The organism is Spiroplasma endosymbiont of Tricholauxania praeusta, from assembly GCF_964019535.1.
In the GTDB taxonomy this organism is placed as follows: Bacteria; Bacillota_I; Bacilli_A; order Mycoplasmatales; family VBWQ01; genus Spiroplasma_E; species Spiroplasma_E ixodetis_A.
In genome coordinates this window covers 404,088-418,727 of record NZ_OZ026450.1, presented here as the reverse complement: position 1 = coordinate 418,727, position 14,640 = coordinate 404,088, and the positions used below count along the sequence as shown (strand labels likewise).

21 protein-coding genes are annotated in these 14,640 nt (G+C 24.5%); all 21 read right to left on the bottom strand.

The genetic code is table 4. The features are described 5' to 3' along the window. Positions 1-16 precede the first annotated feature (16 nt). Positions 17-814, bottom strand: coding sequence for a hypothetical protein (locus tag AACK96_RS02365; protein ID WP_338974824.1), 798 nt, complete (start codon positions 812-814; stop codon positions 17-19). A 121-nt stretch (positions 815-935) separates the two neighbouring features. Continuing rightward, positions 936-1,571, bottom strand: coding sequence for a hypothetical protein (locus AACK96_RS02360; protein WP_338974822.1), 636 nt, complete (start codon positions 1,569-1,571; stop codon positions 936-938). Between the two features lie 235 nt (positions 1,572-1,806). After that, positions 1,807-2,859, bottom strand: a complete 1,053-nt coding sequence (locus AACK96_RS02355) for a hypothetical protein (RefSeq protein WP_338974820.1) — start codon at positions 2,857-2,859, stop codon at positions 1,807-1,809. Positions 2,860-2,861: 2 nt separating this feature from the next. Next, positions 2,862-3,053 carry a hypothetical protein gene (locus AACK96_RS02350; RefSeq protein ID WP_338956933.1) on the bottom strand — a complete coding sequence of 64 codons (192 nt, stop codon included), beginning with the start codon at positions 3,051-3,053 and terminating at the stop codon, positions 2,862-2,864. Between the two features lie 9 nt (positions 3,054-3,062). Next, positions 3,063-3,260, bottom strand: a complete 198-nt coding sequence (locus tag AACK96_RS02345) for a hypothetical protein (RefSeq protein ID WP_338974818.1) — start codon at positions 3,258-3,260, stop codon at positions 3,063-3,065. Positions 3,261-3,262: 2 nt separating this feature from the next. Next, entirely contained in the window at positions 3,263-3,586 is a 324-nt protein-coding gene (locus tag AACK96_RS02340; protein WP_338974817.1) for a hypothetical protein, read from the bottom strand. A gap of 12 nt (positions 3,587-3,598) precedes the next feature. After that, complete coding sequence (locus AACK96_RS02335; RefSeq protein ID WP_338974815.1) at positions 3,599-3,859, bottom strand: hypothetical protein; 261 nt, start codon at positions 3,857-3,859, stop codon at positions 3,599-3,601. A gap of 33 nt (positions 3,860-3,892) precedes the next feature. Further along, on the bottom strand, positions 3,893-4,093 hold the full coding sequence (locus AACK96_RS02330) for a hypothetical protein (RefSeq protein WP_338956925.1): 201 nt from the start codon (positions 4,091-4,093) through the stop codon (positions 3,893-3,895). A 1-nt stretch (position 4,094) separates the two neighbouring features. After that, positions 4,095-4,283 (bottom strand): hypothetical protein, encoded by a 189-nt coding sequence (locus tag AACK96_RS02325; protein ID WP_338974813.1) that lies wholly within the window; start codon positions 4,281-4,283, stop codon positions 4,095-4,097. A 1-nt stretch (position 4,284) separates the two neighbouring features. Further along, positions 4,285-5,148, bottom strand: a complete 864-nt coding sequence (locus AACK96_RS02320) for a hypothetical protein (RefSeq protein ID WP_338974811.1) — start codon at positions 5,146-5,148, stop codon at positions 4,285-4,287. 217 nt (positions 5,149-5,365) lie between these two features. Next, a complete protein-coding gene (locus AACK96_RS02315; RefSeq protein WP_338974809.1) occupies positions 5,366-5,569 on the bottom strand; it encodes a hypothetical protein in 204 nt (67 codons plus the stop codon). A gap of 60 nt (positions 5,570-5,629) precedes the next feature. Beyond that, the gene (locus tag AACK96_RS02310; RefSeq protein ID WP_174480871.1) at positions 5,630-5,905 is read right to left on the bottom strand and encodes a hypothetical protein; all 276 of its coding nucleotides are present in this window, start codon (positions 5,903-5,905) and stop codon (positions 5,630-5,632) included. 222 nt (positions 5,906-6,127) lie between these two features. After that, positions 6,128-6,838 carry a rolling circle replication-associated protein gene (locus AACK96_RS02305; protein WP_338974806.1) on the bottom strand — a complete coding sequence of 237 codons (711 nt, stop codon included), beginning with the start codon at positions 6,836-6,838 and terminating at the stop codon, positions 6,128-6,130. Further along, positions 6,795-7,088 carry a hypothetical protein gene (locus AACK96_RS02300; protein WP_338974804.1) on the bottom strand — a complete coding sequence of 98 codons (294 nt, stop codon included), beginning with the start codon at positions 7,086-7,088 and terminating at the stop codon, positions 6,795-6,797. Before AACK96_RS02300 ends, AACK96_RS02305 begins: the two co-directional genes overlap by 44 nt. A gap of 185 nt (positions 7,089-7,273) precedes the next feature. Further along, positions 7,274-8,770 carry a hypothetical protein gene (locus AACK96_RS02295; RefSeq protein ID WP_338974802.1) on the bottom strand — a complete coding sequence of 499 codons (1,497 nt, stop codon included), beginning with the start codon at positions 8,768-8,770 and terminating at the stop codon, positions 7,274-7,276. 147 nt (positions 8,771-8,917) lie between these two features. Beyond that, positions 8,918-9,784 (bottom strand): hypothetical protein, encoded by an 867-nt coding sequence (locus tag AACK96_RS02290; RefSeq protein WP_338974800.1) that lies wholly within the window; start codon positions 9,782-9,784, stop codon positions 8,918-8,920. A gap of 548 nt (positions 9,785-10,332) precedes the next feature. Continuing rightward, the gene (sepF, locus tag AACK96_RS02285) at positions 10,333-10,617 is read right to left on the bottom strand and encodes a cell division protein SepF (RefSeq protein WP_286642494.1); all 285 of its coding nucleotides are present in this window, start codon (positions 10,615-10,617) and stop codon (positions 10,333-10,335) included. Positions 10,618-10,619: 2 nt separating this feature from the next. Beyond that, positions 10,620-11,777 carry a cell division protein FtsZ gene (ftsZ, locus tag AACK96_RS02280; RefSeq protein WP_338974798.1) on the bottom strand — a complete coding sequence of 386 codons (1,158 nt, stop codon included), beginning with the start codon at positions 11,775-11,777 and terminating at the stop codon, positions 10,620-10,622. Between the two features lie 35 nt (positions 11,778-11,812). After that, positions 11,813-13,093: a hypothetical protein gene (locus tag AACK96_RS02275; protein ID WP_338974795.1), complete on the bottom strand. Its 1,281-nt coding sequence runs from the start codon at positions 13,091-13,093 to the stop codon at positions 11,813-11,815. 21 nt (positions 13,094-13,114) lie between these two features. Continuing rightward, positions 13,115-14,065 (bottom strand): 16S rRNA (cytosine(1402)-N(4))-methyltransferase RsmH, encoded by a 951-nt coding sequence (rsmH, locus tag AACK96_RS02270; RefSeq protein WP_338974793.1) that lies wholly within the window; start codon positions 14,063-14,065, stop codon positions 13,115-13,117. A 5-nt stretch (positions 14,066-14,070) separates the two neighbouring features. Further along, a complete protein-coding gene (gene mraZ, locus AACK96_RS02265) occupies positions 14,071-14,514 on the bottom strand; it encodes a division/cell wall cluster transcriptional repressor MraZ (RefSeq protein WP_281748124.1) in 444 nt (147 codons plus the stop codon). Positions 14,515-14,640: the final 126 nt, after the last annotated feature.

The following is a 14,640-nucleotide window of genomic DNA, read 5'->3' as shown; positions in this document are numbered from 1 at the left end:
AGATTTAGCAGAAATATTACTTTATTTGCATTATTATTTGTTCTTTAATTGTTTTATAATAAAATTTATTAATTCACAAATAAAATAATGTAGTACTAATAATAGTACTAATAATTAACATTATAACTAAGATACTATTAATTCATAATGGAATTCCAATAATTGAATAATTAAAGTTGAGAATATTATAAGGATAAATAAAATTTTTAACATCATTTGTTTGTAAAATGCTGACTCTAATATAAATATAAGTTAGATAAATAATTGGATAAATAACTACTAATATAAATTGTTTTTTAATATTGATATTAAATTTATTTTTTTTAAAAGTTAAAATTAAAAAAGTAATCATCAATATTGGTGATACTAAATGATCTAAAAAGGAACAAAATAAAGATAAATTATTCAATTTTCAAAATCAATTAAGTTCTAAATCTAACTTTGAAACACTATCAATAAATATCCCCACTCAAAAAATAAGGGCAGTAATAGTTATGTATATTGTTAAATTAATTTGACTATAAATATTAGTAAATCTATTTGTCTGCTCTTTTTGATGATAAATTAAATAAAATAAAAATCAAATATTAACAATAAATATTGTTTGAGAAGACCAAAATGATAACATTATATCAAAGTTTTGTAATACTATAGAATTATAAAAATTATCTTTATTAGTACTATTAACATATCAAAATTCAGTAAATATAGAAAAGATGATAGTCAATATTGATAAAATAAAAATGAATATACAGCTTAATAATTTATATAAAAATCTTCAATCTTTAAATTTTTGCTTATATAATAAAAACACAAATTATTCCTCTTCGAAAAACAAAATCATATTTAACAAGAATATAGGGACTTCGTCCCTCGCCACTACGTGGCTCACCCAAATTATAGTCCCAGTGAACCTACTGGGACTATAATCATTTTTATTTATCTTTATTTTTAGGTTTATCTTTTTTCTTTAAAATATTATCCAATTTATCCAAACCAGCAGATTTAATATCACTATAAGTCATATCGATACTACTTGCTTCTTTAAGGTATTTCTTAGGTGATAATTCACTTTTAAGTTCATGCACATAATGTAAAGCCCTAGAATTATACCTTTTCAACCAATGTCTAGGAAAAAATAAAGTCATAGCCATTGCTTCACCGCTATAACTTGGAGGCATTATGCCTTTTTTAATCATTTTCTTTGTTCTACGTCGTGAAAACACTACTTTATTATAATCCTCAATATTAGTATATAAATTAAGATTAAATATAACAATAAACCCCAAAAAACGCATACTTTTAACTTGAACAACATACTCTACTTTTTCTCTTGCTTGTACTGGTATTCTATTAGGGTGTTGTTCAATCAAATACATTGTACCATTAAACATATGCCCTATTAACTTACAAAATTGTCCTAAACTTTCTTGTTGATTTTTAAACTGTACTCCTAAATCATTGGAATTTATCTTCAATGCTAATTCATCTAGAATTATTAAATCTTGTTCTTCAAAAGCATAATTACTTGCTAACTGATTAAAAGTAAAAACATCGTTATAATTAACCAAATAAGAATAACCAGTCTTTAACTTAATAGGGAAAGGACTAACTACTCGTTTCTTATGAGTTTGCGCTAAACAACAAGCAAGGGCAGATTTACCAGTACGTGGTGGTGCTGAAATAATATAACTACCAACTCGTTTTAAAATTTTAAAACGAGTTGGTAGTTATACAAATTGGATAAATAATCATAATTAAACCTATAACTAATAATACATAACCATATCAAGGCATAATAAACTCCTAACCTACAATTAAACTAATTGCTCTAACAAATAATCATAAAGGTATAATATTTTCTATTCCACTAACAATATCAACATTTAAAGCAGTACTAATCGTATCTGAAAAAATATGTCGTAATAAACTATCTGTTGTAAAAAGAAATTGCCTTAATGGCTCAACTGGCAAAACTTTACCAACAACACCATAAAGTAATCATCTAAAAGCATTACGCAAATAACCAAAAACATCATATCAACTAACTCGTTCATACTCAGGATTAAAAGGACTATTTGGCGGTACTGGTATAACTTTTTCACTTGAAAAAATATTAACTTGACCAAGATTTATCTGTGGTGACATATAAGAATATGAATCACCGTGAACGTCAAAAAATACTGTTAAATGTTTTAAATTTGGTACACGAATAGGCAAAGTAACAAAATTATATAAATCTTGTTGATAAATATCATTATCCACTTTACCTTTAAAAACATACTTTGTATTACCAACATAATCTAAAAAACTAAAAGTAAAATTAGCAGTAAAAGTTTTAAAACATTCATATTCAAAATAAAACATAAATCCTTGAATATAAAAACTCAAAGGTTTATCAATTTCAAAATTTAACTGTGTTTGAAAATTTATAACTCTCCTATCGTTATTAACAAAATTCAAATGATTAGTATTCTTTTCTGAAACATAATTATGATTAAACATAATACGTGAAAATTCATCCAATTGTTTTCTATTAAAAGTATAAACGCCAGACCCCATATTTATCTGTTGTTTTGGGACACCAACTGTATCACTATAATAAGAACATATATAAGTACCCTGATTACCAATATATTCACCACTAACTAATTTTAAATCCGGTTGGTCAATGTCAAAATAAGCAGAATTTCATGGAATTGTTGCTCAATCATCAAAACTATGATATTTAACATGCTTAACCATTTCTTTTCTAATATCATAATTAACGACATTAGGGTCATTTGAAGCAATTAAACTAGTTGGTGCTTGAACAGAAGTATTTACAACAAAAAATAATTTAGCAAATTTAAATCACATAATTATTTACCAAACAAACATCTTAAAACTCATCATAAACCATAAAATATAATAAATCCAATAAAAAACTGTGTTCCATAAACTACTAAATTTCATAAAATAGTAGTAAATTGGTCAACTGGACTGCCTATAAACATAGTTCAATAATCAACTATACATTGATGTATTTTATTGTAAATATCTCAAACACTCATACTTAACACCTACCCAAATAATGACTTAAAAATAAATTTAATACCACGATAAATAAAATTAAAAAATACACCTAATACCAACCAAAAAGTTAAATTAAATAAAATATAAACTTCATCAGTAATATTAGTTTGATTTAAAAATATCCCAATATCATTACCAGAAAATATAAAAATTAAATGCAATATACTATTCACAAAATCACTCATAATTAATTACCTACAAACTTCCCTTTTTTATTTTCAACACCCTTAGCCTTATTTCTTAAACGTTTTCTTTCATGTTGCTTAGCAATTTGCCTTCCAACAAATTTCGAACTACCTTTAATATTTTTGTAACTTTTCTTTACAGTACCCGATGTAGAAACTGGCTGAATATCAATATTTAAAAAAACTGACATAGCAAACTTTATTAAAAGAATAAAAACAACAAAAGTTCCCAAATTAAAACCTAAATCTGCCATTGGCAAATTTCAAAATTTCATAAAAATTTGTCCAAATAATTCTAAAACTTTTGAAATAAAAGCAACACCCATAATAAACTACTCCTATATTATTTTTAATAATTTTAAAATTAATGAAAAAGTAAAAAGTACTAAAATAATTGCTAACAATGGTGCTGGCATTGAAACTATTTGTTGTGAACTATCACCAAAAATAAAACTTTTAATAACCAAAGACAAATTATGTAAACCCGAAAAATCAGTAATATAACTTTGCAAAATATTTTGCACAATATTATTTAAAGAAGGTAAAAGTTTACCTAATAAATGAAAAACAAAAATTATTGCAAAAAATAATTTAATCATAACTATTACCTCCTAAAATAACTTTATTTTTTCCTATCTAAATCCACGAATAATATGTCCTATGAATTCTTTAATAAATACTAAGACCATCATAAATATTGGAATTAATACCGGTCAATTTGTCATTATAGAATCACCCGCAAATACTCAGTTAAAAACATAACTAAAAGATTCTAATAATTTTTGGCCAATACCTCCAATCATTTCTATTAAAGCACTTAAACCTTTTGGCATACTAATCACCTCCCTCCTCTAACTCTTTTCTTGCTCTATCTTTACGTTTTTGTTCTTTACAATATCAACAATCGGGTTCAATTACTTCATGTTTTTTATGTTTAAATTTTCAAACTAACTTTTTAATAGAATCTTTAAAAAATCAAGAAGTACCTAACACAGCAATTATCACAACTATTCATTTAACCATTTTAAACACCCCCTAACGTATAAGCATAAGAATAATCCCAATTTAAACTTGCTCTATCTAAATTAATCTCCGACATACTATCATCATTTAAATGAACATCAACCATACTGTCATTTGTACTTTGATAATCACTAACACTAGCATTAATTAATCTTGCTCTTTCATCAGTAAATACTTCTTGTAACTCTGTATTATTATGTGTATTTCCTAACGGTAACAATAAAGTATTTATAATCTCACTTGCTCCGGCAATAATCGTAGGAATAGCAAAATAATTACTAAAATCATTATTAATACCCATAGCAACACCACTACTTATTAAACATCCACCAGTTGCCATATTTGCTATTTTTCTAATATTTTGAAATCTATTAGGTATTAATTCGGTTAAGCCACTAATAACATTTGCTATACCAAAACTATTTAAAGATATATAAGTATCCCAATCTACAAAAGGATTATCAATTATCGGTTTAACGGTTGTAAATGGCGGATATGTTGGCCTTGGTGGTTCAGTAGGGCAAGGTGGTCAAAAACACGGTTCATCTCTTAATAAAGAAACTGACTTATCTACATAATGAACAAACTTAGCATAATTTATTAAACCAATTGTCCCAATTCCCAAAAATATCTTTTTATAACTATTAATCACTTTATTTCTAGTAGTTAGTCTTTGATTAATATTCCATATATCAATTCCTAACTTCTTACTAAATAACAAAGAATTAATACTTCCCAAAATTGGGTTTTTTAAATATTGACCATAATAAGCACTAACTCCTACCATAGCACTTAATGGGCTTAATCCAGTTCTTAAAATTTTAGTTAAAGTATAATTACTAGTTTGCTCTAATTCATTAGGCATAAATAAAACTCCTTACTTTATATGCTAATAAGGAGCTTATTTATGAATTATAATCTAATCCATTGGGGCTTAATGAAAAATATATAATCCATATATAAGCCCCTTATTCAATTTTTACTTATTTCTTTTATTTTCTTTTCTTATTCGTTCCATTTCATTAGCAACTCTATAACAACTTTCACAACCATATACTCTTTCATAAGTCCAATCACTACACTTATGTCTCATAATTTAACTTACTTTCTTGCTGTCTTATTGCCTTATTTAAAGCAATATCTAATATACAATTTGGACAATAATATTTTTTAGTATATAAGTTTTGCAAAACTCTTTTAGGACAAATAACTTGGTCACAAAGTTTACACATATAAATTGCTAAATGAAATGCTTGTTGACATGAACAATTATCATTTTTAGCCATAATTTAAACTTAACTCCTAACATATTAATAATTATTTAAAAGGGTAATTTTAATAAATAACTATTTTCAATTAGAAAGTTTTTTAATATTACCGCTTAAATCAAGTTCAAGTGAATAAAAATTACCAACTTTTAAATCAACAGCAGATAAACAATTATTAAAATCACTAGCAAATTCCGGATTATATCATTTATCACGTGTTTGACCAGTTGGCACGCTTGTTTGTTTATTTATTTCTACAAATTTCAAAACATCAAACTTTAATGTTTGACCTTTATTATTTTTGTCGGGAATAATACGCCCTTTTTCAATATTAACTAACTGTACTTTGAACATAAAAAAACTTAACCTCGGCAATTCATTAAAATTTAATTTAATAAGTTAAGCATAGTAGGGTAAACCTATACTTACTAATAATATATCACAAAAAAATAAAAATACAATTAAAAATAAAAAAATGAACACTAGTAAGAATTGCCGTAATTACTAATGCTCATTAACCATTATATATATATATATATATATATACAAGTAAAAATATAGAAAAACCATTTTTTTCTAATGTAAAACTTTTTTCTTAAAATCTATTTTCTCAACTTTATTGCCAAAAACTTTCTCTGTCCAAATTAAAACATCTTTATCTCTTTGAATTAAATAACCAATTTCACTGGTTCGTAAATAATGTTTATACGATAAAGCACTTAAATATACATATCGTTCGTAATCTTCATACTCTTTAAAATAATCATTAACAACAGTACTTTCAATAATACCACCAATCATAACAGTATCACCATTACTATCTCTTTGAGTTTTAAAATAAAATACATTTGTTGCATTAAAACTTGCTTTAATTATATCTTGAATTGTCATTTTTTTAATTCCACGAACTATAATAGGATTTTTACAATTACGACTAAAAGAATATGCTTTTATACCTATATCTGTTTGATTTATAGATTTAACATCATCTAATGATTTTGTAACATACTTACCTAAATATTTAATAACAAACTCATTTGTACCTTTACGAACAACTCTTAAATCAATGCCCTTAGCATTACCAGCATGTGGTCATCAATCACGTATCATATTATAAGGTATTTTTCTATTAAAAATTATATGAAAATGTACTGCTCCACGGTCTTGATATTCATAAACATACATATATTTTAATTCCCCCATATATTCAGCACGCTTAGGGTCATTTCATCATTTCTTTAATTTAAGAAAAAATAAACGAATATCTTTTTTTTGATTGTTTAACATCTTGCATATTTTCTTTATAAGTTAAAGTAACAAAACTCAAAATATTACTATTATAAAAATTATGCAATGCTTTTTGAATTAAATTATTTTTAGTACGAACAGTATTATTTCTTAATTTTTGTTTATTACCAACATAACATTTACCTTTTTTATTTCCAATATTATTTAAAAAAGAAATAGGTAAAACTACATTTTTAACATAACAAGCATAAAAAATCTTTTTAACATAAAAATCTTGTTGAATATCCATATATAAAACTCGGCAATTCTAGGTTTTTAAAAACCAATTTCATACATTTTAATAACAAACAAATCTTAACATAAAAAAATATAAAAACAAACATAAACAAAAACGATACTTAACAAATATAATAATAACAATTTTTTGCTAATTTAACAAAAAATAAGTATTAATTAAATTTTGACATGAATATTTTAATAAGAAGCAAGCGAAGTTGAAGATAAATTTCTACTAGAATCACTTTCTTTACTTTGTTCGAATTCAACAAAATTGTTTTCTAAAATTGGTAAAAATTCTAAATCACATTGCTCTTTTATACCATTAAAACTCATAATTGGACTATTTTTTTTAGGTAGTACATTTTTTAATTGTGTCTCTAGTTGTGCAATTTTTTCTTCTTTTTCTTCAAGAATTTTTTTTAAATGTTCTATTTCAGTATCTTTTTTTTCAAAATCAGATTTAAAAGCAGTAGTTATTGCTTCAACTGCATCTCAATCTTCATCTTCGCTTTCTTCTCATTCTTTTTCAATTTCTGCTTTAATTTTTGGAATTGAATCTTCTATATATGTATCAATATATTTAATAATCATTTCAAATAATAAAGAACTTTCATCTTTAGTTCCTACATTTTCATTATTATCAATTGTCTTTCAACTATCAATAACTTTTAATCTTTCAATAGGAAAAAATTCTTTTAATGATGTTACAAGTGACTGATATTGTTCTTCAATTTTTTGAAATATTTCATTAAGTTTTGCTTGAAAAAATTCTTTTTGTTTATTATTTGTTAATTGAGGAGTTTCATTTTCAATAGTTTTAATATTCTTTAATACTTCTATTTTTTTAAAAATTTTGCTTACTTCCTTTTCACTTAAGAAATTATCTTCAACTAATGTAAATTTAGTGTATAAATTACAAAATTTTCTAGATAAAAAATAATATTTTTCCTCTTCAATTAATTTTTTAAGCAAAATTTTTCTACCTTCTTTATTTAATATTTGAAAATTAGCTTCTTCACTATCAGGAATTGCTAATACCAAATGATTATCATTTTCTGTTTTTAAATAAATAAAATTTGATCATGGTAACTTATATTGTAAATTATCATTTTTATATTCAATTTTAATAATTAATCCTGGTTGTAAAATATTATTGATCATATTGTTTAATTTATATTTTTCGCGATCTCATTCATTATTTTTAAATCATAAAATAAATTCATAAAGTGAAATTGTAAAAAAATTAATAAATTCAATAATTTTTTGATGATAATTTTTAATATTATCTTTCATTAAATTTGTATTATTAATAATTCCCTGTTTAGTTTCTTCTAATTGAAGCGTTTTTTGTTTTTCTTCTTCTTCAATAGCTTCTTTTTGCTTTTTTTTACTTTCTGTTATTTTTTCTTTTGTAATAGTTCTAATGTTTTCAATTTGCTGTTTTAACTCTGCTAGCACTTTTTTATCATTGTCTAAACTTACATTTTCTAAAGTTCTTGACAAATTTTCATATGTTGTTCTTTCTGTTTTATTAATATTTTCTAATGCTGCTATTTTTTTATTAATAACTTCAATCGATTTACTTTCTTCTTCAACTAATTGTTCACAATGTCTATCAAACTGTAATGTAATTTCTTTTATTCTTTCAGAAGTACTTTTTGTTAATTTTACTGCTTCTGTTATATATTTCATTATGAAATTTTTTGCTAAGTCACTTGTATATGAATCACTTATTTTTTTTAATATAGTAAATTCATTATTGATAGCACCACATATTCTATTAATACTTCATTCTAAACTATCCGCTGCAAATTGTTCAGTACTATTAAGAATAAGAAATTAATAATAATAATCCATTATCCTAGAATCTTCAATATTATTAATAAAATTTTTTAATTCATTTATACTTTTTGCTATCTTTTTTTGAAAACTATTATAATAACTTTCATTATTATAATCTTCTAAATCAATTAAAAATTGTTTTCTTTTCATCACATTACTAACTAATGCCACTTGTTCACTACATTCTTTAACTTTTTCTAGATTTCTTTTATGATTTAAAATAAATTCTTGATAATCTTCACCAATAATTTTAAATTTTTTAATATTTTTTTCAAAATTAATAAAAACGTTACACAACTCAGCAATTTTTTCTTTTCACTCTACCGATAAAAACTGTTCTAGATTTTCTTCTTGTATAATTTGTTTTCAAAAATTAATCGCATTATTGGGAAGTTTTAATTCAGGAAAAAAGTAATCAAAATTAATTCGCGCTTGTTCTTGTTTAAATTTTATAATTTCAAAATATTGTTCTGGAAATGCTTCTTTAGTTATATTTTTTAATTCAGTAATTAAATTATGTTCTTCATTAAAAATTTGCCGTTCTTTTTCAATTCATTGTCATGAATTTTTTAAATTTTCTAATAAAAGTTCATCAAATACTAAAAACTTTTTATTATTATAAAGAGAAAATAACTCTTGATAAAGATGATGAACAATATTTAAAAAGCAAAATAATGAATCTGCTTTAATTAAACTATTAAAAAATATAGTAACGTCATCACTATTAACTGTTTTTATTAATTGTTTACAATACTTTCTTTCTATTTTTGCACTTGTAATCTTAGAAATTATTTCTTTTCTAAAATCCTTAATATTTTTTTGCTTTTTATTATCAGAACCTATTTCTTGACTTTCTGTAGGCACTTCTTTACATCCTTTCAAATAAAAAACCCATTTATTTTATTAAAAATAAAACAATGGGCTTGAAAAACATATTTTTTTAAATTTTTTATTTTAAATTTTCATTAAAATAAGCAAAGGAACAATTCTAAAATAAATTAGTTATAATTTATTTGAAAAAGTTAATTAACAATTTCTAAAATCTCTTGTTAATTACCTATAATAATGCATATAGTTTATCTCTAATATTTGAGATAACTATTACTAAATAGTAGCATGTATAAAACGTATTGCAAATAATATACAAAAATCATACTTTATATTACATTAATTTTACTAATTAAAATGATAAATAAAAACATCATTGATATTATATAAAAATAATAAACACTGTTATTATGAAATAAATTTTATTATTACATGAAAAAATAACAAATAAGCAAATTAAAACAATAAATCCCTTCTAATTTAGAAGGGATTTTTATTCTAAAATTAATGTAAGAACAATTTAAAAAATAAATAATTTTATTTCTTTATTATTAGAAAGAAATAAAAAACCTATTTGTTCAAGATTAACTTAATTCATTTTTAAATTCATAAATATGAATATCAGTTTTATCAACAACAAAACCAATAACATACGAAATACCACAAAGAAAATCTATAATTCTTCTTCGATCATTTTCAACAGTTGTTGTTAAATTAACTTTAATTGGTTTTTGTAAAATCATAGCATTAGCAATTGATTCAATTTCTTGATAATTTTTAGGAGCAAATTCTTGTATTTGTTCTTGAAAACTGGTTTTATAATTACTATTTTCATCATTGTCTTTATATTTTTTACTTCTTCATCCCATAATTAATAAACTCCCTTTCGTCTTCGTAAAAATGATGGTAAATCATCATCTGCTTCCATTGCTGCTTCTTGGACTAAATTTTGTTGTTCTTCTTCTTTTTTCTTTGTTTGTTCTTTAATTTCTTCGCTTAAATATTGAGTCTTATTAGTAATAAATTCATGATTATCAACTTTTGAACTATAAGCAAAATTATTAGCATTAGCACCTTCTTCTTCAAAACCAGTGGCAATAACTGTTACAATCATTTCATCATTTAAATTTTCATTAACAGCGACACCAAAAATGATATTAACATCATTACCCGCAGCATCACGAACTAAATCAACAGCAATATTAGCATCAGTTAATGTCATTGTTGTTCCACCAGTAACATTAACAATAGCATTTTTAGCACCCTTAATTGTCACATCATCAAGTAAAGGAGAAGAAATAGCTTTTGTTGCGGCTTGTTTAGCTTTATGTTCACCCTTTGACATTCCAATACCAAATAAGGCATTACCTTTATTTTCAATAATAGTACGAACATCAGCAAAATCTAAATTTATTAAAGCAGGAACAGCAATTAAGTCAGTAATAGTCTGTACACCTTGACGTAAAATATTATCTGCTTCTTTAAACGAATCTTTAAGAGGAATATTACCAATTACTTGTAATAATTTATCATTAGAAATAATAATAATTGCATCAACTTGTTTCTTTAAATTTTCAATTCCAACTACGGCATGAGCATTACGATTACGTCCTTCAAATTTAAATGGTTTAGTAACAATAGCAATTGTTAAAGCACCACATTCTTTAGCAATTCTTGCAACAATTGATGCAGCACCAGTACCAGTACCACCACCCATACCAGCAGCAATAAAAACCATATCTGCACCATCTAAAGCACGTTTAATCTCTGCTTCACTTTCAATTGCGGCTTGTTTACCAATTTCGGGATTAGCTCCCGCTCCAAGTCCCTTTGATAATTCTTTGCCCAAAATAATTTTATTTTCAGCTGGAGATGCATTAACTACTTGTGCATCAGTATTAGCAACATAAAAATCAACACCTTGTACCTCTGCTTCAATCATTCTATTAACAGCATTATTACCAGCACCACCAATACCAATTACCCGAATTGATGCTATTGGTTTAAATTGTGAATTATTATGTTCCATTTTATTTTCCTCCTGATTAATCAAATTGTCTTCTTCTATTTACTACCATCATTATACTGATAATTTGGTTGAAAGGGGGAATTATAATGCTTATTATCATGATTATTAGAATGCGTATAATGATTTAATTTTGATACAATTTCTGGTTTATGTATTGATGAAATATAATTATTACTAAAAACATTTACTAAATGTTGGTAGTGAGTATTACCGATTAAAGTAGTTCACTGATAACTATATGCACCAGGAGTTTGGCTAAGCATATATTTTACTTCTTTTAGTTTGCTATTATTTTTAAAATAGTTGGCAAAACCACATAAACCAATAGTAATTCCCGTAAAAATAATTTCCATATCTGAACTATTATTATCACTAACTTCATCAAGAAAATATTCAATACAAGCAATAATTTCATTAATTTGTTTTTTAACTGTTGCTTGTAAATCAGTTTTTGTTAAACGAACAATAGATTTTGTCTGCTCATCAACATACTTATCAACAACAACATCGCATAAATAATTACTACTTATATTAATAATTTTTTGTAAATATCTTTCAGCTTTATCATAACCACAATGCATTTGCTTCATTAATGATTGAATTATTTGATTTCAACCAATTTTAATATTTGTTGTTGCAAATAATACTGAATTACTAAAAACACTAATCTTAGTACTATTAATATTTCAATCAACTAAAACTGTATTACGATTAAAATCAGTATTTTTAATATTACATACTAATGCAAATTGATCTAAAGTAACCGTTAACAACTCTGTTTCGGCATTAGTTAATACTTCGAGGTGAGAATTATATAAACTTTTAGGTAATGAATAAACTAAAGCATCAACATGCATAACTTGTCCTTTTTTAGCAATTGGTAATTGTTCATTACCAATTGCATGATCAACTTTAAAATTGTATGGTTTAGTTAAACAAATAATTTCACTATTATCAATAGTAATGTTTTTAGCCATTTCAATCACTTTACTACAATCTTCATCAGTAATAATGTGGTTAGCATCTTTAAAATCAAGTGATGCTTGTGATTGATAAATTTTTAAATTATTTGAAGGTAAAGTTAAGGCAATACGTTGTACTTTTATATTTAAAGTATTATTAATTTTATTAATAATTTGCCTTAATAACTTACCTGTAGCAATTGAATTAATAATTACACCATTTTCAGAAAACTGTTCAGTATCAACAGTTTCTTTATATAAAACCTGAATTTGATTATTAACATAATTATTAACCATAACTTTTAAACTAAAGTCTTCAATTTGACATACAACATATAATTCTTGAAAATTCATATTGTTCACCTCCAAACATTTTTATGAATCAATATAAGTAATAACTCTTAACTTTGCACTTCGTGCTCTTGGATTTTTATTTATTTCATCAGGCTTTGGTGTAATTGGTTTTTTAATTATTAATTGATATTTTGTTTTTCAATTATTATGAACTGGTAATTTAGCATATAATTGCGCTTGTGGATCAATTAAAACTTCATTAAAAGTTTGTTTAACAATACGATCTTCTAAAGAATGAAAACTAATAACAACAATTCTACCATTAGAATTTAATAATTTCAAAGATTGTTTTAAAGAAGATTTTAATGTTTCTAACTCGTTATTAACAGCAATTCTTAATGCTTGAAAAGTCTTTTTGGCAGGATGATGATGCTTATTTAATACTCTTACTGGTAATGATTTTTTAATAATCGTAACCAATTGTAAAGTGGTATCAATTGGTTGAAAAGTTCTTGTTTTAATAATATTTTTAGCAATACTACTAGCAAATACTTCTTCACCATAATTTTTAATAATTGTTTTTAATTGCTCATAATTATAATTATTAACAATATCTCACGCATTTAATTTTTGACTTTGATCCATACGCATATCTAACTTAGCATCTTTCATATAACTAAATCCTCTAATATCTTCATCAACTTGTGGTGATGATATACCTAAATCATATAATATACCATCAACTTTAGTAATATTTCTTTTTAAAAGCTCAGATTGAATATTAGCAAAATTACTTTTAATTATTTCATATTTATCTTTAAAATCTTTTAAAATAATTTTACTATTATCAATGGCCATTTGATCTTGATCAAAAGCATATAGTTTGCCAGAGGTAAGTTTTGATAGTATAACTTTACTATGACCTGCTCGTCCTAACGTACAATCGACATAAATACCATCAGGTTTAATATTTAAGAAATCAATTACTTCTGTTAACATTACAGAAATGTGTCTTGCATTGATATTATTCATAATTTTTATATCTCATCTAGAGCTGCTGCCGCTGACTCAAATTTATCCTTGGTATCTTGATTAAAACTATTTCAATTAGTTTCTGATCAAATCTCAATTTTATTGGATAGTCCAATCATAATTACTTTTTGTTTAATATCAGCTAGTGTCAATAATGAATGTGGAATATTAATGCGACCTTTACTATCAATAGTTAATTCTTCTGAATTAGCAAATACTTGTCTTGCCAAAATTCTGGCTTCTTTCTGACCTTCAGATTGTGATAAGATTTTATCTTGTCATTTAATAAATTCAATTTCGTTACGAATAACTAAACAGCCTTCAAAACCTTTAGAAACAATAACAATCTCATTGTTATGAAAATAACTTCTAAACTTAGAAGGAATTATCATTCGTTTCTTTTCATCTAATGTTGACAATGATTGTCCTAGTAGCATAATATCACCCACACTTTCCCACTATTACCCATATTATATAACCTTTGGCATATAATTGCAATTGATTACTTTAAATGTATGACTAGTCAGTAAAATAAAAGAGCATACAATAATAAAAATAAAAACTCATTTACTTTA